Here is a 24,909-nt window from a genome sequence, read left to right on the forward strand (position 1 = left end):
GTAATAATGATACAAAAGCAACATGAGAGTAAGTTGGAAGTTGGTCAAACGTTTCCTGTGACAATTAAACGTCTTGGGATTAACGGAGAAGGCGTTGGTTATTTTAAGAGACAAGTTGTTTTCATTCCAGGGGCATTACCAGGGGAAGAAGTTGTTGCAGAAACAACGAAAATTCAGCGTGGCTTCGCTGAAGCGAAAGTGAAAAAAGTTCGTAAAGCTTCACCGCATCGTGTGAAAGCACCGTGTCCAGTATATGAGGAGTGTGGCGGTTGTCAGCTGCAACATTTAGATTATAAAGAACAATTGAATCAAAAGCGTGATATCGTTGTACAAGCATTTGAGAAGTACATGAAAAACAGTATGGAAGAGAAAATTCGTCCAACGCTTGGCATGGAAAATCCATGGCATTACCGTAATAAGAGTCAATTACAAGTGGGGCGTAAAGACGAAAAGGTTATTACAGGGCTATATAAACAAAACTCACATCAGTTAATTGATATTGCTCACTGTATGATTCAACATAAAGCAACGAATGAAGCGACAAAAGTTGTAAGACGTATTTTAGAAAAATTAAATGTTTCTATTTACAACGAGAAAAAACAAAAAGGTTTAGTACGCACAATTGTAACACGTACTGCAGTTCAAACAGGGGAAGTACAAGTTACACTTATTACAACAAAAGAAGAATTACCAAATAAAGAACAATTTGTTGCAGAAGTACAAAAACAGATGCCAGCGGTTAAATCAATTATGCAAAATGTAAACTGGCGTAAAACATCTGTTATTTTTGGAGACAAAACATTTAAATTAGCTGGAAAAGAAGTAATTCAAGAAACACTTGGTGATTTATCATTTGAATTATCAGCACGTGCATTCTTCCAGTTGAATCCAGAACAAACAGTTGTTTTATATAATGAGGCGAAAAAAGCAGCTGCGTTAACAGGAAACGAGAAGATTGTGGATGCTTACTGTGGTGTTGGTACAATCGGTCTTTGGCTTGCAAATGATGCAGCGGAAGTACGTGGTATGGATGTAATTCCAGAAGCGATTGCAGATGCAAGAAAAAATGCGAAGCGCCACGGATTTACAAATACGAAATATGAAGCAGGTAAAGCTGAACAATGGTTACCGAAATGGGTAAAAGAAGGATGGCGTCCAGATGTAATTGTTGTCGATCCACCACGTACAGGTTGCGATGATAAATTACTGGAAACAATTTTAAAAGTGAAGCCGAAACAAGTTGTGTACGTGTCTTGTAATCCTTCATCATTAGCACGTGATGTACAAGCATTAATGAAGAGCTATGAAGTGGAGTATGTGCAACCAGTTGATATGTTCCCGCATACAGCTCACGTAGAAAATGTAGTGAAGCTTGTTAGAAAGTAAAGTTTATTAATATTCCCTCATGGTATGAGGGAATATTTTCTATGAAGGAGAATATTATGCATAATTATAAATTAACGATTCAGTATGATGGTGCACGTTTTAAAGGATGGCAACGTCTCGGTAATAACGATAATACGATTCAAGGAAAAATCGAAAGTGTCATATCTGAAATGATCGGAAAAGAAATTGAAATTATCGGTTGTAGTAGAACAGACGCTGGTGTACATGCTTTGAATCAAGTTGCTAACTTTCAAAGTGATGAGAAGTTAGTGGAACATAAAGTGAAAAAATATTTAAATCAATATTTACCTAATGATATTAGCATTACGAATGTGGAAGAAGTATATGATCGTTTCCATGCTCGTTACAATTCTAAAGCAAAAACATATCTGTATAAAATTTGGAATGAAGAGCATACAAATCCATTTATGCGTAAATACAGCATGCATGTGAATAAAAAATTAAATGTGGAAAGCATGAAAGCAGCTGCGAAACATTTAGTTGGTTCACATGATTTTACTGCTTTTTCAAATGCGAAATCAAAGAAAAAATCTATGGTTCGAGAAGTATATACACTTGATGTGATGGAAGAGGCAGGGTTTGTACAAATTAGAGTAAGTGGTAACGGCTTCCTTCATAACATGGTAAGAAAAATTGTTGGAGCATTAATTGAAGTTGGATTAGGACAATTAGATGCTGAAGCAATTCCACAAATTCTAGAGGCGAAACAACGTAATCAAATTAATTGTCTTGCTGAGGCGAGTGGTTTGTATTTGGAGAATGTTGAGTTTTAATGGCAAATAAAAAAATCGGGCTAAGTAGCTCGATTTTTTTAGTATTACGAAGATTTCTCTTTTTTTATACGTATCTTCAAATTCCAAAAAGCAGCAAGCATAATAGCTGCAAAGGAGCCGCTAATTGTTCCAAATAGTTTTGCATAAGGAGAGCTGCTTACATCGGCATTAATGAATAACATCATACAGAGCATGGCAGGGAAAAAGTATAAGTATTGTAATAACTTTAATTTTTTATCATTACTCATATATATAGCCCCTTTCTAGCATGTTATATGTTTATTATAACATATTTTACCAAGTTGTTTTTACACTTGGAGACATGTTCATTTCATATGTGTAAATGCAGTTTTTTAATTCGATATTGTAAGTTTTGCCTACTTAATCCTAAAAATTTTGCAGCTTGTGAGATGTTGCCATGATTCTCTTTAAGAATTTGGTTAATGTAGTTCTTTTCCATTTTTTCTATTGTGTGTTTTAAAGTTTTTGGTGCATCAGTATTGTGATTAGTTAGTGCATGTTGCATATTGAATTCTGTTTTTATTCGTTCACGGAAGCGAGTAGGCATATGAAACGCTGTAATGATGGTTTCATCTTCTATTAAGTTCATGGAACCTTCAATTATATGTTCCAACTCCCGTACGTTCCCAGGCCAATCGTATGCATAGAAAAATTCTCTTACATTTACATCTACATCGGTTACGTTTAGCCCGAATTGAGTATTATATTTTTCAATAAAGTGCTGAACAAGAGCTAGAATATCTTCTTTTCTTTCACGTAAAGGCGGAAGACATAAAGTTACGACGCTTAATCGGTAATATAAGTCTTCTCTTAATCGATTATGTGCGATGGCTTCGAAAGGATCTTCATTGATAGTTGCTATAATACGAACATCAATTTCTTTTTCGTGTGTGCCTCCGATTCTTCGTATTGTTTTTTCTTGTATAGCTCGTAGTAACTTCGCTTGAAGTGCTGGACTTAATGAGTTGATTTCATCTAATAACAAAGTTCCTCCGTTCGCTTCTTCAAATAAACCAGCTTTATCGATAGCTCCTGTAAATGCACCTCGGTTTGTACCGAATAATAAGCTTTCCATGAGTGTATCAGGTATAGCGGCACAGTTCTGTGAAATAAAGGGTTTTGTTGAACGCTGACTTTCATTATGGATGCTTTGTGCAAATAGTTCTTTCCCAGTGCCTGTTTCTCCTACTAGAAGTATGGAGGAAGATGTACGAATTACTCTTTTTCCTTCAGTAATGATTGATTGAATGGCTTCAGAATCACCAATTATGTGATCAAAGGTAAATTTAGTACTTTGTTTTCGAGAAGGGCCCATTCTTATTGTTTGCTTTAAGTTACTAATTTCTTTTGATATTTCAATAGCGCCTTTAATTTTTCCATTTTCTATTATAGGGAAAGTATCGTTAATCGTTGTAATTTCTTGTCCTTTATTGTTAAAATACGTTTGTTTTATATTTTTGTTTGTTTTTCCTAATTTTAATGCCTCTATAAGAGTACTATTTTTATTTTCTTCAAATGCAAATATTTCTAAAGGACTTTTATATAATACATCTGAGCGTTCCATTGATTCAATTTCCATCATTTTGCGGTTATAGATAATCGTTTTACTTTCCTCATTAATAATATGAATCCCGATATCGAGTTCATTGAGTAAAGTTTCATATAGCATGTTCATTTCAATGATCTGTTTAAAATTAATGTCTTCTGTACGCATAGATTATCTTCTCCTCATTTCACCCTATGAAGACTGACTTTTTATAATTTTATTAAAATTCTTATAAAACCGCAAAATTTTTTTGCTATTTTCCTTTTAAAACTTTTCAAATGATAGAAAAATTTTGCGGTTGTGCACGCTTTTTTGTGTAAAACTCTCATTTAATATATGAATTAGAGACTTGGTACGCATTTTGCATAAATAATATTTGAAATCTCTAGAGGGGAGAATATGAATTTTTACAGGATATACAACGTTTCGGTGTCAATTAATAAGAGGGAGGGATTTATAAAGTGAAGACAGTTATAGAAGGTGTGTATAGTCCTTGTTATGGAAAAGTAGAGAAGTTATTTGTTACGGAAAGTTCTTACGTATACGAGTGGGAGAAATTAGCGTTAATTGAAACGATAGATAAACAGAAAGTAGAAATTAAGATAGGAATCAGTGGTTATATTGAATCATTAGAAGTAGTAGAAGGACAAGCTATTGCTGATCAAAAGTTATTAATAACAGTAAGGGATGACCTTTTAGTAACAGGCAGTGATTAATGTAAGTGATGTGTATTTTTGCTCTTTTAAATCATTATTTTTACGGTGAAGAATTTTAAAAACGCTTACATTAAATGGATTGGCAAAGTGAAAAGGGGGGATTTATATGATGGATCAAAACCAAGGATTAAAAAGAGAATTGAAAAGCAGGCACATATTTATGATTGCACTCGGTGGAGTTATTGGTACAGGACTTTTTTTAGGATCAGGTTATACGATTCATGAAGCTGGACCTGGAGGAGCAATTGTAGCGTATCTTGTCGGTGGATTTGTAATGTATTTAACGATGCTCTGTCTTGGAGAGTTAGCGGTTGCGATGCCTGACGCAGGGTCTTATCAAACGTATGCGACAAAGCATATTTCTCCTGCAGCAGGTTATGTAGTCGGATGGATGTCGTGGTTAAACTGGTCTGCTACGATAGGTATTGAATTAATTGCAGTTAGTATTTTGATGAAACGTTGGTTTCCTGATGTACCGTCATGGATTTGGTGTGTAGTGTTCGCGGTACTGCTCTTTGCTATTAATGCGTTATCTTCAAGAAGTTTTGCGGAAGTGGAATTTTGGTTTGCAAGTATTAAAGTAATTACAATTATTGCATTTATTATTTTGGGCGGGGCAGCAATGTTTGGGTTTCTAGATATGAAAGGGAATGAACCAGCGCCAATGTTCTCTAGCTTTACTGATTATGGTGGATTGTTTCCAAATGGATTATCAGCCATTTTAATTACAATGATTGCAGTTAATTTTTCTTTCCAAGGAACAGAATTAGTTGGTATTGCAGCAGGTGAGAGTGAAAATCCAGAGAAAACGATCCCGAAGGCAATTAACAATACAGTTTGGCGTATACTTGTTTTCTTTGTACTATCTATTTTTATTCTTGCTGGACTATTCCCTTGGCAGCAAGCAGGAGTAATAGAAAGTCCATTCGTAGTTGTATTTGATAAAATTGGTATTCCTTATGCAGCAGATATTATAAATTTCGTTATTATTACAGCAGTACTATCCGTTGCGAATTCAGGATTATATGCAACTTCGCGTATGTTATGGTCTATGTCTAATCAAGGAATGATTAGTCCGATTTTTGGAAAGTTATCTAAAAACGGTGTTCCTATTTATGCATTAATTGTAAGCACAATTGTAGGGTGTCTCTCACTACTATCAGGTATTTATGCGGAAGATACAGTTTATTTATGGCTGCTTTCTATCGCTGGATTCGGAGCGATACTAGTTTGGGCATCTATTGCTTTATCAAATTTATTAGCTAGAAGGTCATACATGAAGCGGGGCGGGGATGTTAAGGACTTGAAATTTAAAACACCATTGTATCCATTTGTACCACTTCTTGCGTTAGTATTAAATTTAACAGTAATCGTTGGCATGGCCTTTATTCCAGAACAAAGAATGGCATTGTATTGTGGTATCCCATTTATGATTGTTTGTTTACTGTTTTATCGTGCTACAAGAAATAAGGGAAGTAATGTAGAGCATATTGAAAAGACAAATACAACGGAAGTAGAGAGTTTATAATAGTGATTAATTAGGAGACTGTAAAATTGTAAACAGTCTCTTTTTTTGTGAAAATAAAGCTGGAAACATACTATGTATGCAAAGGGGAATTAGCGATGAATCCAGAAGTTTCGCAGTTGTTAAAACAAATAGATTCAAGGAAAGAGGAATTGTTAGAACTTACAAAAACATTAATTCGTTTTGAAACACCAGCACCGCCAGCGAGAAATACAAATGAAGCACAAGAATTTGTTGCAGAGTTTTTAAGAAAACGAAATTTTAGTATTGATAAATGGGATGTATATCCGAATGATCCGAATGTTGTTGGGGTAAAAAAAGGGATAAAAAGTGACTCATATAAAAGTCTTATTATTAATGGACATATGGATGTAGCCGAAGTGTCAGCAGATGAGGCATGGGAAACAAATCCATTTGATCCATTTATAAAAGATGGCTGGTTAGTTGGACGTGGCGCAGCAGATATGAAAGGTGGGCTGGCTGGAGCGCTATTTGCCATTCAACTTTTACAAGAAGCTGGTATTGAATTACCTGGAGATTTAACTTTTCAATCGGTAATTGGAGAAGAAGTTGGAGAAGCAGGTACACTTCAATGCTGCAAAAGGGGTTACGATGCTGATTTTGCAGTAGTAGTGGATACGAGCGATTTACATATGCAAGGACAAGGTGGTGTCATTACTGGATGGATTACAGTGAAAAGTCCACAAACGTTTCATGATGCAACGCGCAGACAAATGATCCATGCTGGAGGACGTTTATTTGGAGCGAGTGCGATTGAAAAAATGATGAAAATTGTACAAAGCTTACAAGAATTAGAGCGCCACTGGGCAGTTATGAAAACATATGAAGGCTATCCATCTGGAACAACAACAATTAATCCAGCTGTTATTGAGGGAGGAAGGCATGCGGCGTTTATTGCGGATGAGTGCCGATTGTGGATAACAGTGCACTTCTATCCGAATGAAAAACATGAACAAATAATAAACGAAATTGAAGAGTATATTGGAAAGGTGGCAGCTGCCGATCCATGGTTAAGTGAAAATCCGCCACAATTTAAGTGGGGCGGAGAATCAATGATTGTAGATCGTGGTGAAATTTTCCCTTCATTAGAAGTAGATAGTGAACATAAAGCTGTAAAAAAACTTAGCTCAGTACACGAGTCTATTCTATCAAAAAATGCAATTTTAGATATGTCTGCAACGGTAACTGATGGCGGTTGGTTTAGTGAGTTTCACATTCCAGCGATTATATATGGACCAGGTACATTAGAAGAAGCACATTCTGTAAATGAGAAAGTTGAAATTGAACAGTTAATTGAATTTACAAAAGTGATAACAACATTTATATATGAATGGTGCCACACGAAAAAATAGATTTGTATAGTAAAATCGTACGAGTATGTATACTTGTACGATTTTTTAGTGAACTATTTCAGAGTTGAATATAAACAACTGAAATAGTTCTTTATTTTGCTATGTCTTTCGTTTCATTTCAAGTAATTTCTCTTTTACTAATTCAACGGCAATCGCATCATCTAAATAGCCAATTGGAAAGAGATAGTCGGGAATAATATCTGTCGATAAAATGAAATAAAGTAATGCGCTCCCAAGAACTGCACGTTCTTCTTTTGAAATGGTTTCATTGCAAAATTGTTGATACATATCTGTTAATTGTTCAATAAAAGGACCAGCACTATCAATTTGCTCTAATTTGCTTGCGAAACTGTCACGAATACGATTTTCGCCTTCTGTTGTCTGGGCATAGCGTTCGTAATTTTCGAGTTCTTGTTTTACGCGAGTTGTAGTGTAATCGAAATCGAATAAGTTAGAGGATTGTAAAGTTTGCTGAATGGTATCAAGAGATGTGTACATATCCGTTTTTTCTTTATTTATGTGAGGAGAATCAGGGTACATTTCATCAAATAACAATTGGGGTGGAACTTGAAGACATTCTGCAAATTTTTGTAGATGTTTTTGTTTTGGCGGTTGTTTGCCATTAATAATTCTTGAGACTGTTGCAGGATCAATATTTGTAAGTATTCCTAGTTGGCGCATAGATAGGGCGCGTTCTTTTAAAAGTTTTTTTATTAATTTACCAAGCCGATCATTCGGGTTTTCATTAGCCATAGTGTAGGCACTCCTTTTTTAGTGTTGAAAAAATGTTGAGCATTTATTACAAGTATATGAAACAGACAGGCACAGTTGCTCAACATTTTCATAATATGCATTGAAAAGTGAGAAAAAGGGGTGACTATTTATGAGTACGGCAGGCTTATTTTCAATTTTTTTAATCGGGATCGCTTCTAATTTAGATAATGCAGGTGTTGGAATTGCGTATGGCATTCGTAAAATTCGTATTTCGTGGTTTAACAATTTTATCATCGCATTCTTCGGGTTTTTATTTACTTTACTAGCTGGATTTTTTGGGAACTGGATTGCGTTATTTATTTCAGAGTTTACAGCAAACTTGATTGGAGCAATCGTTTTAGGGATAATCGGGGTGTTTATTTTATGCCAGCCTTTCTTGAGTCAAAAAAATATAGCAGGTTCTAAAGATGATAATGTACTTATGGGAATTTTACGTGATCCAGAAAAAGCAGATTTTGATGGATCTAAAACAATTAGTTTTTCTGAAGCACTTGTTTTAGGGGTTGCATTGTCTATTAATAATATCGCAGGTGGGTTCGATGCTGGAGTAACAAATTTAAACCTTTGGCTTACAGCGACTATTTCTGGGGTGTTTAGTTTTATTTGCATAAGTGGTTTTGTATATGTAGGGAAACGATATTTAGCAGCATACTTAGGGAAATGGGCGACGGTTATTGCAGGAGTGTTATTAATACTTATTGGGATTGATCAGTTGTTGTGAAAATAGAAAAGCAATGTTCGAGCATTTCCTCGGAAATACTTGAATAAATTGCATATATCGACATCGGATATTTACTTCTTAATAAATAAAAAGCACCTACATACTACATAGGTGCTTTTTAGCGTATGTCTTCAATTAATTGCTCTGATTCTTCATGCATACTGTATTCACTTAACACTTGGATGCAAAGCCATTTTAATTCCTCGATAGTATGCTCAAGTTCTTCAGGAAGCACATGATGAATGTCTTCAAGTCCCATCCCGAAATGAATAAGTTCAAGTACTTGATCATCGATGTTCCGATCCATTAATAATTCAAGTACTTCTAAATTGAATATGTATCGGTGAGCTTCGTCGAGTGAAACAACTTTTAACTTCAAGCTTTCTACAATACTCAATATAAAAAGAAGGATTGTTTTTTCAAGAACAGGTTGTTTTCCCATTTGAAATATTAGTTTCATCTTTCACACCTCCACATATAGCGCTAGGTTGTACTATATTATTCAGGAGGGGGGAACAAATATGCATGATATAGAGAAACTTTCAGCACTGTTTTTGTAAGAGGATTGATAACTGACAAAAGTGAGGTTTTGGTGAAATAAAAAATCCTGCTAGTATAGCAGGATAACTCGCGATTAAAAAATACTCCAGCCTTCTTGAGCAGAAAGAAGTTCAAGAATTTTAAAACCAGCAATACTATTTCCGTTTGCATCTAAAGCTGGTCCGAAAATGCCGATTCCCATATCGCCTTTTACGCAGCCGAAAATACCACCCGCTACACCACTTTTTGCAGGGATACCAACGCGTATTGCAAATTCACCAGATTCGTTATACATACCACATGTGACCATAAATGTTTTGCAAATTTTTGTAATATGTTTAGGGATGATTTGTTTCTTTTTATATGGATCATATCCATCCATTGCAAAAATTAAGCCGATACGTGCTAAATCGATGCAGTTTACTTCAACTGCGCATTGACGAGTATATAAATCCATAAGTTCTTCAATATCACAATCGATAATACCGTTTTGTTTCATATAATAGCAAAGCGAACGATTTAGATAAGCTGTCTCTAATTCTGAATCGGCAACTTTAGAGGAATAATTAATAGTAGGGTTATCTGTTATTTCACGTACAAAATGAAGAATACGTTCCATTTTTTCCTCGTTATCTTTTCCTGCTAACATGCTTGTAATAGCTAATGCTCCTGCATTTATCATTGGATTAAGGGGTTTGGATGGACTTGTCGTTTCTAACTTAATAATAGAATTAAATGGGTCACCCGTTGGTTCCATTCCAACTTTAGAAAATACATATTCTTCACCACGGTCTAAAAGGGCAAGGGCAAGTGTAATTACTTTGGAAATACTTTGAAGAGTAAATAGTGTTTGTGAGTTGCCTGCATGGATATATTCTGTTTCTTTATGGAAAATGGCAATCCCTAAATCGTCTGGATTTGCATTTCCTAGTTCGGGGATATAAGTAGCAAGTTTTCCTTTTTTCGTATATGGTTTTACTTGTTCTAACAACTGTTGTAAGTTGTTTGTTTCAATGCACTGCATAGTACCAACGCTCCTATTTCGAATTAACTAAGTTTACTTTTCCCGATATGCTCGGAAATAAATAATAACATGAAAAAGTGGAATGATAAAACGAAAGTTATATGTTCTATAGTAGGTCGTTCTTTCAAGTCCTTTGTATTAAAAAAGGAGAATTCCCCTTTTATATAACAGTTTGGAAATAGGAGATTTATCCATAAAAAATTCGAAAATAAAAACTACACATCTATACAACTATATGTTATTATGGTTATGTAAATAGAAAGCGTTTTCTAAGGCGTACTTATAATGATAACGATTTCATAAATTTGATAGGGGGAATTAAAATGTTGCAGTTTTTACAACGTATTGGTAAAGCGTTAATGCTTCCAATCGCCGTACTACCAGCAGCAGGATTATTGCTTCGTTTAGGGCAACCAGATGTATTTGATATTCCTGTTATGGCACAGGCCGGTGCAGCAGTTTTTGATAATTTAGCACTCATTTTTGCAATTGGTATTGCAATCGGTCTTTCAGTTGATGGTAGTGGTGCAGCAGGTCTTGCAGGTGCAATTGGTTATCTAGTTATGAAAAACAGTATTGATGCACTTAGTAAGGGGTATTCTACTGTAGAATTACAAGATAAATTAGGCAAAGTCCAAGATTTAATAGGTAATAGCGCTAATGTTGATCCATCTAAGCTTGCAGATACAATGACACAAGTATCTAAGGCAGCCGAATTATCGACTAAAGTGGATATGAAAGTTTTAGGTGGTATTATTGTTGGTGTTATAGCGGGACTTCTTTATAATAAATTCCATAAGATTAAACTTCCAGAATGGTTAGGGTTCTTTGCTGGAAAACGTTTCGTCCCAATTGTTACATCGGTTGTGATGTTAATATTAGGAATTCTATTCGCACAAATTTGGCCAGCAATTCAAAATGCTATCGATGCATTAGCTCATGGAATTGTTAATTTAGGGGCAGTTGGTTCAGGGCTATTTGGTTTATTAAACCGTCTATTAATTCCAATCGGTTTACATCATGTAATGAACACATATTTCTGGTTCGTACTTGGTGACTTTACAAATGCAGCAGGTAATGTTGTAAATGGTGATATTGCTCGCTTCCTTGCCGGAGATAAAACAGCGGGTATGTTTATGACTGGTTTCTTCCCAGTTATGATGTTCGGTTTACCAGCAGCATGTTTCGCAATGATTGCGGCTGCTAAACCAGAAAAACGTAAAATGGTTACAGGTATGTTAGGTGGTCTAGCATTAACTTCATTCTTAACTGGTATTACAGAACCAATTGAATTCTCATTCATGTTCTTATCACCAGTATTATATGGTATTCATGCTGTATTAACAGGTCTTTCTTTATTCATTACAACAACTCTTGGTATTCACGATGGTTTCACATTTAGTGCCGGTGCAATCGATTATTTCTTAAACTTCGGTATTGCAACAAAACCATTATTACTAGCGGGAGTCGGCTTAATTTACGCAGTAATTTATTTCGTTGTATTCTACTTCTTAATTAAGAAGTTCGACCTAAAAACTCCTGGTCGTGAAGACGAAGAGGAAGTAGCTGAAGGTGAAGAAGCTCCAGTTGCAGGTTCAATTGGTGAAACTTACGTAGCAGCTTTAGGCGGAAAAGAAAACTTAACAGTTATTGATAACTGTGCAACACGTCTACGCTTACAAGTAAAAGATGCTGGTCAAGTAAATGAAGCAGCATTAAAACGTGCTGGTGCAAAAGGTGTTATGAAATTAAGTAATACAAGTGTACAAGTTATCGTAGGTACAAATGTTGAATCTGTTGCCGATGATATGAAAAAACACGTATAAATAATGAGATAAGAGGATGTCTAAAAAGATTGATAACATCAATTTTTTACAGGATATCCTCTTTTTTTGTTAACAATTTAACGGGAATCTTACTTTTGTAAATTTTCTTTTTCTTTTTTGTACATATGGGTTGGTAATATGTGTAGTGCGTGATAAAGTAGGGATGATATAGAATGGATTATCCATAATCTACTAAAATAAATCTTTAGTAGAGGAATTAAATTATTGGTGAGTAAGGGGAAAAAAGCAATTATGGATCAGGAAAAAAATAATGCGAATGGGAAAGCAAATCGGCCGATTGTATACATAAAAAGGACAATCATTCTCGTCTTACTATTATCACTTGTATATTTCATGTATACAAAAATTGTTGCGCATAATAAGAAAGAAGAAACTTTAAAAGCGGCAGCAGAAATGAAGAAACAAGAAGAGCTAAAAAAGAAAGAAGAAAAAAAGAAACAAGACGTACAGAAGCAAAAACAAAAAGAGCAGGAAGAACAAGTGAAGCAAGCGCAAGCTGCGGAACAGCCTGCTGAAGGACCACCTCAAGAAATTAATGAAAACGCTCAATTGGACCAGTATTTACAAAACGCAGGATTTAGCGGGACAGCTGTTATTGTGAAGAACGGAAAAGTTCTTCTGAATAAAGGGTACGGTATGGCAAATAAAGAGCAGCAAGTACCGAATAATTCAGAGACGACTTTTTATATTGGCTCTATTTCAAAGGCGTTTGTAGCAACTGCTATTATGCAATTGAAAGATCAAAATAAATTACAAGTAGAAGATACTGTTGCGAAGTATATTCCAGATTTTCCACAAGGTAATAGTATTCAGCTAAAACATCTATTAACACATACATCAGGGATTCCCGAATATGAGCAAGGAAAAGAAGATATTTCTCATGAAGAACTGATAAAGCGAATAGGAAATCAAAAGCGTATTAGTGGTCCAGGAGAGAAGTGGAAGTATTCCGATTCGAACTACTCTATACTTGCATACATTGCCGAGAAGGTAAGTGGACAGTCGCTTGAAGAATATATTAAACAACATATTTTTGCTACTGCCGGTATGAAACATTCTGGTTTTGGCACAGCGTTAGAACAAACAAGATTCCCATCAACGGGTTATAAAATAGTAAATAATAATATGACAACACCTAATATTCCGAGCATGTCACAACTATATGGTTGTGGTGATATATATACGAGTGCACATGATTTATATTTATTTAACGAAGCGTTATACTCTGGAAAGTTAATTTCAAAAGCGAGTTACGATCAAATGTTTACAGCCGTGAAAAAAGATTACGGATTTGGCTGGTACGTAGACCCAGGAAGCTATTCGAATCACGGTGTAATGCCAGGTTGGAATTGTTTAAATGGATTTAGTAAAAACGGTAGTGTGTATGTTGTTTTATTATCTAACATTCAAAACAACATTAAATCATTTGGTAAAGTGAATAATGACATTTATACGATGTTGCGAAATATTGAAGTGTAAGAAACTATCCTTTTGGATAGTTTTTTTTTTGCCCTGAAACAAATATTTCTTTTAGAAAATGTATGCCTTACCTATCACAAAAATATCTATTTTGTATACATTAAGATGTATGGATGTAAAATTTTATAATCTAAAAATAATAGGAGGAGAAGTGTATGTGTCTGTTCAGAAAATATTGGCATAAATTATCAAGATTGTTTAATAGACAATTAAGCTATTTTTTAGATGATAAATTATTGCCTGCTGTGGAACGACTTTTATTTTCGCAAAACTTTGCAAGGTTTATTCAAAGAAACTCTAAGCAAGCTACGGAAGAATTTATAAAATCAAGCCAATTTCAATCTATTATTTGTAACATTTTAAAAGAATGCAATACATCACCTTTTAAAGAAATTGCAAAGCAGTATTTAGGTAAAAACGTTGAAATTACGGTGACAGTTGGACAATTAACAGGTGTGATTGTAGCAGTTGGTGATGATTTCTTAACATTGCAAGAAGGTATAGGAACTGAAGTTTTATTACCATTTACAAGTATTATATCAATAAAAGAAGCGTAAGAAAGGAGACTTATATATGTTATTTACTGATGAATTGCGTAACCATGTTGGTGAGTTAGTGCAAGTTGTTACAGCTGTAGAAATTGTTGCAGGCATTCTGTTATCTGTGACGGATGGGGCAGTAAGTGTTCGTACTTCTCCTTCTTATGGACCACCGGAAGATGTAATCGTGCGTACTCCTATTATTGCTTATGTTCGCTTGGAAGGGTAAGTGTGATACAAGTATGAGAGTATCAGTTGTTATTCCAGCGCACAATGAAGCGAGTACTTTATCACAAGTTTTAGTAGAAGTGGAGAAGTTCAAGCCTTACGAAATTATTGTAGTAGATAATGGCTCGACAGATCGAACGAAAGACATAGCGTTACAACATCATTGTCACGTGATTTATTATAAACATTCTCTTGGCAATGATGTTGGACGGGCTATTGGGGCTAGAGAAGCAAAAGGTGAAATTGTTTTGTTTTTAGATGGTGATATTGTTATTGATAGTAAAGAGTTACAACGTTTCGTGAAAGGAATTCGACAAGGGCATCAAATTGTTGTGAATAATTTAACATGGTCGGTTTATTTAAAGATGAGACCACATTATACGACAGTTGGAAAGTTCATGTTGAATCGCTATTTGAATAAAAAAGAGCTTGTTGTTGGATCTTTAATCGCAATTCCACATGCGATGAGCAGGGAAGTTATCGAGAAACTTGGGTGGTGGAATTTAGCAGATCCAGCACTATTTCAAGCGATAGCGATGTCTAGAGGAGTAGATATTGTTGATACGGCTTCGGTCGATGTAATTCACACAAATAAGGTTCGTCCTGTGCATACAGGAACATCACCTGGTTCTCCTTATCCGAAAGCGACTAGCCGTATTATGGGTGATCATTTACGTGCTTTGCAATATGTAATCGAAACATATGGTAAACGCGGCGGTTTTTCGGAGGGAAACAGGGATAGGGAGTTTATAGGGAACTATAAACCAGTTGTATTAGAGAAGGAAAAAGCGAAATATAGTGCGATTATACCAGTGTCAGAAGAAAAAATGACGATAAGATCTGTTATACAAGAAGTGAAAAAAGCAGGGGTAGATGAAATTATTGTTGTCGCGAATGGAGCAGATTTTGAGACTGTTAAACAGGCAAAGTTAGAGAATGTTATCGTTATTGAATTCGAGGAAGCACTCGGACATAATGTAGCTCGAGCAATAGGAGCTATGCATGCCACAGCCGATATTTGTTTATTCGTTGATGGTGATTTTGTTATTCCAGCAAAAAAACTCACTCCATTTTTGCAAGCTGTTGAAGATGGAAGTGACGTGGTTTTAAATGATTTACAATGCTTATTAGATATGTTTCATCCTGCAGATCCAATTAGTATGGGGAAATATTTTATGAATTTAGTAGCGAAAAGACCGGATTTATGGAATAACTCATTAACGGCAGTACCACATGCTATGCATAAAAGGGTAATAGAGAAAATAGGATATGACTCGCTTGTTATTCCGCCATTAGCTCAAATGAAAGCTATTTTGGAGGTTTTTTCTATTACAGCAGTAGAATTTGTAGATGTTATAAAAACCAATCGGGTACGCCCGGAGCAACATGGATTTGTAAATGGGCGTATTCCGGCATTTGACCGTATTTTCGGTGATCAACTTGAGGCGATTGCTTATCTATTGCAATATACAGACGAACGTGGGAGTTTTACAGATGGAGATCGCGATAGAGACACTATTCAACAATTGAGAAAGGAAGAAAAGAATACAGATGAATGCTAGTAGTAAAGTAGCTATTATTGGATTAGGGTATGTTGGTCTTCCTTTAGCAGTCCATTTTGCAGAAAGAGGACATACCGTACTTGGATTAGATAAAGATACTAGAAAAATAGAATCGATTATAAAAGGAGAAAGTTATATTCCAGATGTTTCTTCTAAAGTGTTGCAAAGTTTATTGACTAAAAATAAATTAATAGTAAATACACCAGATAAAGGTATTACTGATTTCCAAAGTAGTGATTATGTTATTGTTACTGTTCCAACTCCAATTAATGAACGAAGAGAACCAGATTTAAGTGCCCTCATTTCAGCTTCGCATTATATACAACAAAATCTCCAAAAAGGACAAACCTTCATTTTTGAAAGTTCCACATATCCAGGCACACTTGAGGAAGTTATTATTCCTATTATTTCTCAAGCTGGCCAAAAGGTAGGAGAAGATTTCTATATCGGATATTCCCCTGAGAGAATTGATCCAGCAAATAGTCAATATTCAGTTCAATCTATTCCAAAAGTTATTAGTGGACAAACAGAAAAGTGTAAACAAAAAGTACAGGATTTATATAGTACCATTTTTGACGTAGTTGTACCTGTTAGTTCGCCGAAAGTAGCAGAGATGTGTAAGTTATTTGAAAATATTCAGCGCTTAGTTAACATCTCTTTAGTAAATGAGTTAAACACATTATGTGAAAGTTTAGGGATTGATTTTTATGAGGCCATTGAAGCGGCATCTACAAAACCTTTTGGATTTACTCCGTATTGGCCAGGACCAGGGATAGGGGGGCACTGTATTCCCGTAGACCCCTTATATTTTCAATGGAGAATAAAAAAGAATGGGGCAATTAGTCAATTAATTGAGGCGGCACATGTAATTAATGAAGAAATGCCAGAGAAAATAGTCCGGAAAGTAAAGGGCATGGTGCAATCACCCGGACTAGTTTTAATTGTAGGAATCGCATATAAGAAAGATGTAAATGATTTGAGAGAATCACCGGCTTTGCCAATTATTCAATTACTAATAAAAGAAGGATACGAGATAAAATACCATGATTCATATATTTCTTCCGCGGAAATTGGAGATAAGGTGTATCAATCTGTTGCTTTGGATGAACAAACAGTTAAAGAGGCAGGTTGTATTTTAATTTTAACTGACCACTCTAATATCGATTGGAAGCTTTTTAAAGGAATGAACCGAGTAATAGATACACGGGGAATCGTAAAGAAGGTGAGTGTATGAGTAAGAAATGTTTAATTACAGGTGGGGCCGGATTTATTGGATCTCATTTAGCTGAAGAGTTGGTGAGAAGGGGTTATGAAGTCACGATTGTGGATAACTTCTATAAAGGGAAAAATAAGTATCATAATGAGCTAATGAGAGAGATTCGGGTTATTCCAATAAGTGTTTTAGATAAAAACTCTATTTATGAATTAGTAAATCAACATGATGTAGTGTTTCATTTAGCAGCAATTTTAGGTGTTAAAACGACAATGGAAAAAAGTATAGAGCTCATTGAAACGAATTTTGACGGAACGAGAAACATTTTACAAGCAGCATTAAAAGGAAAGAAGAAAGTAGTTTTTGCATCTACTTCAGAAGTATATGGTAAAGGCAAACCGCCTTTCTCTGAAGAAGGAGATCGATTGTACGGGGCAACTTCTAAAATTCGTTGGAGTTATGCAGTTTGTAAAACGTTAGAAGAAACATTATGTTTAGGATACGCATTAGAAGGCTTACCTGTAACGATTGTTCGTTATTTTAATATTTATGGTCCAAGAGCGAAAGATGGTCCATATGCAGGAGTAATCCCGCGATTTATCCGTGCAGCTTTGCAAGGAGAAGACATTCTCGTATATGGAGATGGAAAGCAGACACGTTGCTTTACGTATGTGAGTGATGCGGTAGAAGCAACAATTCGGGCAATGGATGAGAAGGTAAATGGTGAGATTATTAATATAGGTTCTGAGAACGAACAGAGTATAAAAGAAGTAGCAGAAACAATAAAAAAACTAACGAAATCTTCTTCGAAAATTGTACAAGTTCCTTTTGAGGAAGTATATCCACATGGCTTTGAAGAAATTCCGAATAGAAGGCCGAACGTAACAAAGTTAAGAGAACTTGTTCAATTTCAAGCGACAGTAACGTGGGAACAAGGATTGAAAGAAACTATTAAATGGTTTCGTGAAGAAAACAATGGCTAAGTCGCTATCAGTTATTATTCCTGCAAGTAATGAAGTAGATACGATTTCAGGAGTTATTCAATCGGTAAAACCGTTAAATCCAGTAGAGATTATTGTCATAGCAAATGGTTGTAATGATGGTACAGAAGAGGTTGCTGATCAGCTAGGTTGTAAAGTAATCAGGTATACAGAACTATTAGGAAACGATGTTGGGCGTGCAGTTGGCGCAAAACATGCGATAGGTGATGTATTACTATTTATAGATGGGGACTTTGCTATTCCAACTTCCAAATTACAATTGTTTCTTAATCCAATTTTACATGATCAGACTGACATCGTTTTAAATAATTTGGACGCATTGTTTTTAAAGAAACAAAAACCCCATTCCGTTACAGTGTGGCGTCAAATATTAAATGCAATGTTAGAGCGTGAAGAATTAAAGATAGATTCTTTATTATCTGTACCTCATGCGTTGACGAAAGAAGTCGTCCAAAGTATTGGATATGAATGTTTAGTTAATCCTATTGTAGCTCATTTACGTATAGCACAAAGTAAATGGAGAATTAACCGTCATTGTGCTATTGATGTTATTACGCCGAATAAATTTCGACCGATTGAACATGCTGCATATGGCACGAACCTTTCTCAATCTGAAAGACGAATGATAGGTGATCATATAGAAGCAGTTGCAGAACGAATAGTAAGCAGTGATATACGCGGGGGATATTATGATGGAAAGAGGAAAAGGGATAGCGTCTATCATACTTTAAATTTCGAAGATTTTTATCAAGGATGGGGCGTTACATCCAATTTGTATAGAGAAAAGCAACTATCGGTTGTTATTCCTGTACAAAATGAAGAGAAAACAATTGGAAAGGTTATAGAAGAGCTTCGTAAAATTGAACCTTTTGAAATCATCGTTGTCGTAAATGGTTCGTCAGATAAAACAGCAACGATTGCAAAAGACAAAGGCGCAACAACCATTGTATATAAAGAAGCCCTTGGAAACGATGTAGGGCGTTCACTTGGAACTTATTTTGCAAAAGGAGAAATTGTGTTATTTATAGATGGTGATTTTGTTATTCCAGCTAGTGAACTATATCCTTTTGCAAAAGCTATTGCAGATGGAAAGGACGTCGCATTAAATGATTTAAATCATTATTTAGATTTAAGAGTACCACTTCATCTTGTAACTGCATTTAAGTATGCACTAAATTTAGCTTGTGATAGAAAGGATTTAGGGGTAGGCTCACTTATTGCGGTACCTAATGCATTTAGCCACAAGTGTTTGAAAGCAATTGGATATAAATCTTTATTGTCACCTTGTGTAGCACAGGTGAAGGCTCTTCTTTCTGGATTTGAAATTGCATGTGTATGTCGTGTTGAGGTTGATAAGATGAACCGTATTCGTCCCAGTGAACATTTTGCAAAAATAGGTCATCCTCCAGCTGTACTTCGAATTATAGGTGATCATATAGAAGGACTAGAGCAAATAATTGCATCAACAGACAATCGTGGCGGATTCTATGATGGCAATAGAAAAAGAGATGTTTTATAGAAGTAACAAAAAAAGTGTACAACATGTGTACACTTTTTTGTTCTGTTATAAAAACTATAACAGATTAGGAGATAAGAGTATTACAGCTCTACAATGGGTATTGTTCTTATATTACAAAATAGGACTCGTATATAAGGATACCAAAAAAATACAATTAAGGAAAGGGTTAATTTTAAAGACTTTTAAATGAAGTTAACACTATATATATAGTAGTTTGCTCAACATTTCACAAACATGTCACAACTATTTCGTTCACTTTCGTAAAAAAGTAGTATTCTAAGTGTGTAAGCTGTTATATAAAAAATCTTAGTCCTGTACTAATCAAAAATGGAGGAGATTAGGATGACTCAAGTATTAGAAAATGTTAAAAACGCATGGGAAAACTTTAAAGGTGAAAAATGGAAAGCAGAGATTGATGTTCGCGATTTCATTTTAAATAATGTAAACGTTTTCGAAGGAGACGAATCTTTCTTAGCAGAAGCAACTGAAGCAACGAAACAACTTTGGGATCAAGTAATGGATTTAACAACAAAAGAACGTGAAAACGGTGGCGTTCTTGATATGGATACAAAAATTGTTTCTTCTATTACATCACATGACCCAGGATACTTAAATAAAGATATTGAAAAAGTAGTCGGTTTCCAAACTGATAAACCATTTAAACGTTCTTTACAACCATATGGTGGTATTCGTATGGCAGAACAAGCTTGTGAATCTTATGGATACGAAATGGACAAAGAACTTAGTCGTATTTTTAGAGATTGGAGAAAGACTCATAACCAAGGTGTATTTGATGCTTATACACCAGAAATGAGAAATGCACGTAAATCAGGTGTTATTACTGGTCTTCCAGATGCATACGGTCGTGGACGCATTATCGGTGACTATCGACGCGTAGCATTATATGGTATTGATCATTTAATTGAAGCGAAAAAAGCTGATTTGAATTTAACTGGTGGTGTAATGAGCGAAGATACAATGCGTTTACGCGAAGAGTTATCTGAGCAAATGCGTGCACTTCAAGAACTAAAACAAATGGCTGCTTCTCATGGTTTCGATATTTCTAAACCAGCAACAAATGCACAAGAAGCATTCCAGTGGTTATACTTCGCATATCTTGCAGCGATTAAAGAGCAAAACGGAGCTGCAATGAGTCTTGGACGTACTTCTACATTCTTAGATATTTACATTGAAAGAGATTTAGCAAATGGTACTTTAACAGAAGAAGAAGTACAAGAAATTGTAGATCACTTCATTATGAAATTACGTCTTGTGAAATTCGCAAGAACACCTGATTATAATGAATTATTCTCTGGTGACCCAACTTGGGTAACTGAATCTATCGGTGGTATGGCATTAGATGGTCGTCCATTAGTAACAAAGAACTCATTCCGTTTCTTGCATACATTAGATAATTTAGGACCAGCTCCAGAACCGAATTTAACAGTTCTTTGGTCTAAACAATTACCAGAGAACTTTAAAAACTACTGTGCGAAAATGTCCATCAAAACATCAGCAATTCAATATGAAAATGATGACATTATGCGTGCTGATTACGGCGATGATTACGGAATTGCTTGTTGTGTATCTGCAATGAGAATCGGTAAGCAAATGCAGTTCTTCGGAGCTCGTGCAAACTTAGCGAAAGCATTATTATATGCGATTAACGGTGGTAAAGATGAAAAATCAAAAGCACAAGTTGGTCCTGAGTACGCACCAATTACTTCTGAAGTACTAAATTACGAAGAAGTTATGCATAAGTTTGATATGACAATGGAATGGTTAGCGGGTCTATATTTAAACACATTAAATGTTATCCATTACATGCATGATAAATATAGCTATGAACGTATTGAAATGGCACTTCATGATACAAATGTTCTTCGTACAATGGCAACAGGTATCGCGGGTCTATCTGTAGTAGCAGACTCATTAAGTGCAATTAAATACGCACAAGTAAAACCAATCCGTGATGAAAATGGTATTGCAGTTGACTTCGAGATTGAAGGAGACTTCCCAAAATACGGTAACAATGATGATCGTGTAGATGAGATCGCTGTAAATCTCGTGAAAACATTTATGAATAAACTGCGTAAACATAAAACATATCGTAATTCCGTTCATACAATGTCAATTTTAACTATTACATCTAACGTTGTATACGGTAAGAAAACTGGTAACACTCCAGATGGACGCCGTACTGGAGAACCATTTGCACCAGGTGCAAATCCAATGCATGGACGTGATACAAAAGGTGCATTAGCTTCATTATTATCTGTAGCTAAATTACCATATGAAGATGCACAAGATGGTATTTCTAATACATTCTCTATTATTCCAAAAGCACTTGGTAAAGAAGATGATGTACAAGTACGTAACTTAGTATCTATGCTTGATGGCTATGCAGTAAAAGAAGGCCATCACTTAAATATTAACGTATTTAATCGTGAAACATTAATGGATGCAATGGAACATCCTGAGAAATATCCACAATTAACAATTCGCGTATCTGGTTACGCTGTAAACTTTATTAAATTAACTCGTGAACAACAAATTGATGTAATTAACCGTACAATGCATGAAAGCATGTAAATGAAAAAAGTGTCCCTTCGCTTTTAATACATAGCGAAGGGAGGCTGTTTCAATAAAGGAGGAAGTAACATGGTAAAAGGAAGAATACATTCTGTAGAGTCTTGTGGTACTGTTGATGGCCCAGGGATTCGTTATGTCATATTTACACAAGGGTGTTTATTACGTTGTCAATATTGTCATAATGCTGATACGTGGGAAATCGGTAAAGGTAAAGAAATAACAGTTGAAGAAGTGATGCAGGATGTGACATGTTACCTTCCATTTATTGAAGCCTCCGGAGGCGGTATAACAGTTAGCGGTGGAGAGCCATTATTACAGCTAGACTTTTTAATTGAGTTGTTTAAAAAGTGTAAAGAGGCTGGTATCCATACAACAATCGACTCTTCTGGTGGGTGTTATTCTGAGGAACCAGAATTCCAAAATAAGCTAGATATTTTAATGGATTATACAGATTTAGTTTTATTGGATTTGAAACATATCGATTCCAAAAAGCATCGTAAATTAACAGGGAAACCAAATGAACATATTTTACAATTTGCTCGTTATTTATCGGATAAGAATAAATCGATTTGGGTACGACACGTATTAGTTCCTGGTGTTACGGATAATGAAGAGGATCTACAAAAACTATCTAGCTTTATTCAAAGTCTGTCTAATGTTCAAAAAGTTGAAGTGTTACCATATCATAAGCTTGGTGTATATAAATGGGAGGCGCTTGGACACAAGTACCCACTCGCAAATGTAGAACCACCTACTGAGAAAAATGTAGAACATGCTAAACATATTTTACAAGCGGTCTAATCCAAATATTGGATTAGGCTTTTTGCTTTCTTTACAATAAAATCTAGAGTATATATTGATAAAAGAGTATACTGAAAGTAGAATATCCATAATTTTGTACGGATTAAGTGGATAAATTTACATAATTGTAAAGGGAAATCAAAATAGTAAAAAGAATTAAGAAGTAAAAGAGTGAGTATCATGGAATAGAGAAGATTTGTAAGTTATTGCGAAAGCTCTTATAGGAAAGTATAATGTAAAGATATGAGCACAGATAGGATTAAGGGGTCAATCTTATATGCTTTGCATATCCACGACAGGTACATAGCTGAAAAGGGAATTATTAGAATCTGTTTATGTAATTTTTAAGGAAAATGTTTTTCCTATTGTCGTATATGCAATATGGAGAAACAAAAAGCTAGGAGTGGATTTGTTTGATAAAAAACCCCAAGGTTTTAATATTAACTGCACATTACGGTAATGGTCATGTGCAAGTAGCAAAAACATTAGAACAAACATTTCGCCAAAAAGGAATTGAAGATGTTATTGTATGCGACTTGTTTGGAGAATCACATCCATTTATAACTGACATTACAAAATATCTATATTTAAAAAGTTATACAATAGGAAAAGAATTATATCGTTTGTTTTATTACGGGGTAGAAAAAATTTATGATAAGAAAATAGCATCTTGGTATGCGAACTTTGGAAGAAAACGTTTGAAAACACTGTTACAGGTGGAGAAACCAGATATTGTAATTAATACATTTCCAATTATTGCTGTACCAGAATTGAAAAAACAAACGGGGATTTCAATTCCTGTCTATAACGTATTAACGGATTTTTGCGTGCACAAAATATGGATTCATCGAGAAGTAGATCGTTATTTTGTTGCAACGGATTACGTGAAAGAATTGATGGTTGATATCGGTGTACCTGCGGAACAAATTGTTGAAACAGGAATTCCAATTCGGAGTAGTTTTGAGTTAAAGGTAAATTCAGACATCATATATAATAAATATCAGTTATGTAAGAATAAAAAGATTTTACTAATTGTAGCAGGTGCTCATGGGGTATTAGGAAATGTAAAAGAACTATGCCAATCATTTATGTCAGTGCCTAATTTACAAGTAGTTGTCGTTTGTGGAAAAAATGAAGCTTTAAAACATGATTTATTAAGTTTACAGAAGCAAAATTCCGATGCATTAAAAGTGTTTGGGTATGTTGAAAATATTGATGAATTATTCCGAGTTACTTCTTGTATGATTACGAAGCCAGGCGGAATAACATTAAGTGAAGCAGCAGCGTTGCAAGTACCTGTCATTTTATATAAGCCTGTTCCAGGACAAGAAAATGAAAATGCGATGTACTTTGAAAAAAAAGGAGCAGCAGTTGTCATTCGCGATGATAGTGAGGTTTTCGCAAAAACAGAGGCATTATTACAAGATGATGTGAAGCTTCTTCAAATGAAAGAAGCAATGAAAAGCATCTATCTTCCAGAGCCAGCTGGTCATATTGTAGATGCAATTTTGGCAGAAAATCATGCAGAACCGCGTCATATACCTATTAAATCACCTGCTCTTGCACAATCTTTTACTTAATATGAAACCCTCTTTGTATATGTAAAGAGGGTTCTTTATTATTTTCAAAGAAAATTTAGCCAGTTATCCACAAAATAATTGCGCTTTCATTAAACAGTAAAGTCGGAATATTAACAACTATATCCACA

General features: G+C 35.0%; 23 protein-coding genes and 1 pseudogene. 19 read left to right on the forward strand and 5 right to left on the reverse strand.

From position 1 onward, the window contains the following. Positions 1-6 precede the first annotated feature (6 nt). Together rlmD and truA are read left to right on the forward strand one after the other, a co-directional pair. Positions 7-1,386 carry a 23S rRNA (uracil(1939)-C(5))-methyltransferase RlmD gene (gene rlmD / locus QCI81_RS16740; RefSeq protein WP_017657168.1) on the forward strand — a complete coding sequence of 460 codons (1,380 nt, stop codon included), beginning with the start codon at positions 7-9 and terminating at the stop codon, positions 1,384-1,386. Positions 1,387-1,442: 56 nt separating this feature from the next. Beyond that, positions 1,443-2,180: a tRNA pseudouridine(38-40) synthase TruA gene (truA, locus tag QCI81_RS16745; protein ID WP_048538466.1), complete on the forward strand. Its 738-nt coding sequence runs from the start codon at positions 1,443-1,445 to the stop codon at positions 2,178-2,180. Between the two features lie 44 nt (positions 2,181-2,224). Here the strand turns inward: truA and QCI81_RS16750 are convergent, their stop codons facing one another. Together QCI81_RS16750 and QCI81_RS16755 are read right to left on the reverse strand one after the other, a co-directional pair. Then, on the reverse strand, positions 2,225-2,428 hold the full coding sequence (locus QCI81_RS16750) for a hypothetical protein (protein ID WP_000063858.1): 204 nt from the start codon (positions 2,426-2,428) through the stop codon (positions 2,225-2,227). An 83-nt stretch (positions 2,429-2,511) separates the two neighbouring features. After that, positions 2,512-3,915: a sigma-54 interaction domain-containing protein gene (locus QCI81_RS16755; protein WP_001258420.1), complete on the reverse strand. Its 1,404-nt coding sequence runs from the start codon at positions 3,913-3,915 to the stop codon at positions 2,512-2,514. A gap of 293 nt (positions 3,916-4,208) precedes the next feature. On the opposite strand from QCI81_RS16755, the gene QCI81_RS16760 reads away from it, so the two are divergent. From QCI81_RS16760 to QCI81_RS16770, 3 genes are all read left to right on the forward strand, one after another. Beyond that, positions 4,209-4,463: a biotin/lipoyl attachment domain-containing protein gene (locus QCI81_RS16760; RefSeq protein WP_000859489.1), complete on the forward strand. Its 255-nt coding sequence runs from the start codon at positions 4,209-4,211 to the stop codon at positions 4,461-4,463. Positions 4,464-4,569: 106 nt separating this feature from the next. Further along, a complete protein-coding gene (locus QCI81_RS16765; RefSeq protein WP_000969253.1) occupies positions 4,570-5,991 on the forward strand; it encodes an amino acid permease in 1,422 nt (473 codons plus the stop codon). Positions 5,992-6,086: 95 nt separating this feature from the next. Beyond that, a complete protein-coding gene (locus tag QCI81_RS16770; protein WP_071730620.1) occupies positions 6,087-7,361 on the forward strand; it encodes an acetylornithine deacetylase in 1,275 nt (424 codons plus the stop codon). A gap of 99 nt (positions 7,362-7,460) precedes the next feature. Here QCI81_RS16770 and QCI81_RS16775 read toward each other — a convergent pair whose 3' ends face one another. Further along, positions 7,461-8,114 (reverse strand): DUF1232 domain-containing protein, encoded by a 654-nt coding sequence (locus QCI81_RS16775; RefSeq protein ID WP_071730622.1) that lies wholly within the window; start codon positions 8,112-8,114, stop codon positions 7,461-7,463. 130 nt (positions 8,115-8,244) lie between these two features. On the opposite strand from QCI81_RS16775, the gene ytaF reads away from it, so the two are divergent. Beyond that, positions 8,245-8,856, forward strand: a complete 612-nt coding sequence (gene ytaF / locus QCI81_RS16780; RefSeq protein WP_071730624.1) for a sporulation membrane protein YtaF — start codon at positions 8,245-8,247, stop codon at positions 8,854-8,856. 118 nt (positions 8,857-8,974) lie between these two features. Here ytaF and QCI81_RS16785 read toward each other — a convergent pair whose 3' ends face one another. Beyond that, complete coding sequence (locus QCI81_RS16785; RefSeq protein WP_000766603.1) at positions 8,975-9,316, reverse strand: DUF3969 family protein; 342 nt, start codon at positions 9,314-9,316, stop codon at positions 8,975-8,977. Between the two features lie 174 nt (positions 9,317-9,490). After that, entirely contained in the window at positions 9,491-10,420 is a 930-nt protein-coding gene (gene glsA, locus QCI81_RS16790; RefSeq protein WP_001149850.1) for a glutaminase A, read from the reverse strand. A gap of 69 nt (positions 10,421-10,489) precedes the next feature. Here glsA and QCI81_RS16795 point away from each other — a divergent pair. The 13 genes and pseudogenes from QCI81_RS16795 (at position 10,490) to QCI81_RS16855 (ending at position 24,781) form a co-directional block, all read left to right on the forward strand. Further along, positions 10,490-10,602: pseudogene (locus QCI81_RS16795) on the forward strand (transcriptional regulator). Positions 10,603-10,743: 141 nt separating this feature from the next. Then, complete coding sequence (nagE, locus tag QCI81_RS16800) at positions 10,744-12,246, forward strand: N-acetylglucosamine-specific PTS transporter subunit IIBC (RefSeq protein ID WP_000938907.1); 1,503 nt, start codon at positions 10,744-10,746, stop codon at positions 12,244-12,246. Positions 12,247-12,498: 252 nt separating this feature from the next. Then, complete coding sequence (locus QCI81_RS16805; protein WP_071730625.1) at positions 12,499-13,746, forward strand: serine hydrolase domain-containing protein; 1,248 nt, start codon at positions 12,499-12,501, stop codon at positions 13,744-13,746. Positions 13,747-13,901: 155 nt separating this feature from the next. Next, a complete protein-coding gene (locus tag QCI81_RS16810) occupies positions 13,902-14,303 on the forward strand; it encodes an LSm family protein (protein WP_048563992.1) in 402 nt (133 codons plus the stop codon). A gap of 16 nt (positions 14,304-14,319) precedes the next feature. Beyond that, complete coding sequence (locus QCI81_RS16815) at positions 14,320-14,514, forward strand: hypothetical protein (RefSeq protein ID WP_000899471.1); 195 nt, start codon at positions 14,320-14,322, stop codon at positions 14,512-14,514. Positions 14,515-14,527: 13 nt separating this feature from the next. Beyond that, complete coding sequence (locus tag QCI81_RS16820; RefSeq protein WP_353810944.1) at positions 14,528-16,075, forward strand: glycosyltransferase family 2 protein; 1,548 nt, start codon at positions 14,528-14,530, stop codon at positions 16,073-16,075. Continuing rightward, entirely contained in the window at positions 16,065-17,309 is a 1,245-nt protein-coding gene (locus QCI81_RS16825; protein WP_071730629.1) for a nucleotide sugar dehydrogenase, read from the forward strand. Before QCI81_RS16820 ends, QCI81_RS16825 begins: the two co-directional genes overlap by 11 nt. Beyond that, positions 17,306-18,271 carry an NAD-dependent epimerase/dehydratase family protein gene (locus QCI81_RS16830; protein WP_064532189.1) on the forward strand — a complete coding sequence of 322 codons (966 nt, stop codon included), beginning with the start codon at positions 17,306-17,308 and terminating at the stop codon, positions 18,269-18,271. The genes QCI81_RS16825 and QCI81_RS16830 overlap by 4 nt, the downstream gene beginning before the upstream one ends. Next, entirely contained in the window at positions 18,264-19,808 is a 1,545-nt protein-coding gene (locus tag QCI81_RS16835; protein WP_071730630.1) for a glycosyltransferase family 2 protein, read from the forward strand. The genes QCI81_RS16830 and QCI81_RS16835 overlap by 8 nt, the downstream gene beginning before the upstream one ends. Beyond that, positions 19,777-19,998: a hypothetical protein gene (locus QCI81_RS16840; protein ID WP_002094217.1), complete on the forward strand. Its 222-nt coding sequence runs from the start codon at positions 19,777-19,779 to the stop codon at positions 19,996-19,998. The genes QCI81_RS16835 and QCI81_RS16840 overlap by 32 nt, the downstream gene beginning before the upstream one ends. A 152-nt stretch (positions 19,999-20,150) precedes the next feature. Beyond that, on the forward strand, positions 20,151-22,400 hold the full coding sequence (pflB, locus tag QCI81_RS16845) for a formate C-acetyltransferase (protein ID WP_000195468.1): 2,250 nt from the start codon (positions 20,151-20,153) through the stop codon (positions 22,398-22,400). A gap of 69 nt (positions 22,401-22,469) precedes the next feature. Beyond that, a complete protein-coding gene (pflA, locus tag QCI81_RS16850; protein WP_353810857.1) occupies positions 22,470-23,201 on the forward strand; it encodes a pyruvate formate-lyase-activating protein in 732 nt (243 codons plus the stop codon). A gap of 413 nt (positions 23,202-23,614) precedes the next feature. Beyond that, complete coding sequence (locus QCI81_RS16855) at positions 23,615-24,781, forward strand: diglucosyl diacylglycerol synthase (RefSeq protein WP_053565322.1); 1,167 nt, start codon at positions 23,615-23,617, stop codon at positions 24,779-24,781. Positions 24,782-24,909: the final 128 nt, after the last annotated feature.

Source organism: Bacillus cereus group sp. MG20 (assembly GCF_040459885.1).
Taxonomy (GTDB): domain Bacteria; phylum Bacillota; class Bacilli; order Bacillales; family Bacillaceae_G; genus Bacillus_A; species Bacillus_A cereus.

What these genes read in the sequence shown, in the direction of transcription:
- rlmD (WP_017657168.1), top strand. Translation starts at nt 7, where the DNA reads ATGATACAAAAGCAACATGAGAGTAAGTTGGAAGTTGGTCAAACGTTT.
- truA (WP_048538466.1), top strand. Translation starts at nt 1,443, where the DNA reads ATGCATAATTATAAATTAACGATTCAGTATGATGGTGCACGTTTTAAA.
- QCI81_RS16750 (WP_000063858.1), bottom strand. Translation starts at nt 2,428, where the DNA reads ATGAGTAATGATAAAAAATTAAAGTTATTACAATACTTATACTTTTTC.
- QCI81_RS16755 (WP_001258420.1), bottom strand. Translation starts at nt 3,915, where the DNA reads ATGCGTACAGAAGACATTAATTTTAAACAGATCATTGAAATGAACATG.
- QCI81_RS16765 (WP_000969253.1), top strand. Translation starts at nt 4,570, where the DNA reads ATGATGGATCAAAACCAAGGATTAAAAAGAGAATTGAAAAGCAGGCAC.
- QCI81_RS16770 (WP_071730620.1), top strand. Translation starts at nt 6,087, where the DNA reads ATGAATCCAGAAGTTTCGCAGTTGTTAAAACAAATAGATTCAAGGAAA.
- QCI81_RS16775 (WP_071730622.1), bottom strand. Translation starts at nt 8,114, where the DNA reads ATGGCTAATGAAAACCCGAATGATCGGCTTGGTAAATTAATAAAAAAA.
- ytaF (WP_071730624.1), top strand. Translation starts at nt 8,245, where the DNA reads ATGAGTACGGCAGGCTTATTTTCAATTTTTTTAATCGGGATCGCTTCT.
- QCI81_RS16785 (WP_000766603.1), bottom strand. Translation starts at nt 9,316, where the DNA reads ATGAAACTAATATTTCAAATGGGAAAACAACCTGTTCTTGAAAAAACA.
- glsA (WP_001149850.1), bottom strand. Translation starts at nt 10,420, where the DNA reads ATGCAGTGCATTGAAACAAACAACTTACAACAGTTGTTAGAACAAGTA.
- nagE (WP_000938907.1), top strand. Translation starts at nt 10,744, where the DNA reads ATGTTGCAGTTTTTACAACGTATTGGTAAAGCGTTAATGCTTCCAATC.
- QCI81_RS16805 (WP_071730625.1), top strand. Translation starts at nt 12,499, where the DNA reads ATGGATCAGGAAAAAAATAATGCGAATGGGAAAGCAAATCGGCCGATT.
- QCI81_RS16810 (WP_048563992.1), top strand. Translation starts at nt 13,902, where the DNA reads ATGTGTCTGTTCAGAAAATATTGGCATAAATTATCAAGATTGTTTAAT.
- QCI81_RS16815 (WP_000899471.1), top strand. Translation starts at nt 14,320, where the DNA reads ATGTTATTTACTGATGAATTGCGTAACCATGTTGGTGAGTTAGTGCAA.
- QCI81_RS16820 (WP_353810944.1), top strand. Translation starts at nt 14,528, where the DNA reads ATGAGAGTATCAGTTGTTATTCCAGCGCACAATGAAGCGAGTACTTTA.
- QCI81_RS16825 (WP_071730629.1), top strand. Translation starts at nt 16,065, where the DNA reads ATGAATGCTAGTAGTAAAGTAGCTATTATTGGATTAGGGTATGTTGGT.
- QCI81_RS16830 (WP_064532189.1), top strand. Translation starts at nt 17,306, where the DNA reads ATGAGTAAGAAATGTTTAATTACAGGTGGGGCCGGATTTATTGGATCT.
- QCI81_RS16835 (WP_071730630.1), top strand. Translation starts at nt 18,264, where the DNA reads ATGGCTAAGTCGCTATCAGTTATTATTCCTGCAAGTAATGAAGTAGAT.
- QCI81_RS16840 (WP_002094217.1), top strand. Translation starts at nt 19,777, where the DNA reads ATGATGGCAATAGAAAAAGAGATGTTTTATAGAAGTAACAAAAAAAGT.
- pflB (WP_000195468.1), top strand. Translation starts at nt 20,151, where the DNA reads ATGACTCAAGTATTAGAAAATGTTAAAAACGCATGGGAAAACTTTAAA.
- pflA (WP_353810857.1), top strand. Translation starts at nt 22,470, where the DNA reads ATGGTAAAAGGAAGAATACATTCTGTAGAGTCTTGTGGTACTGTTGAT.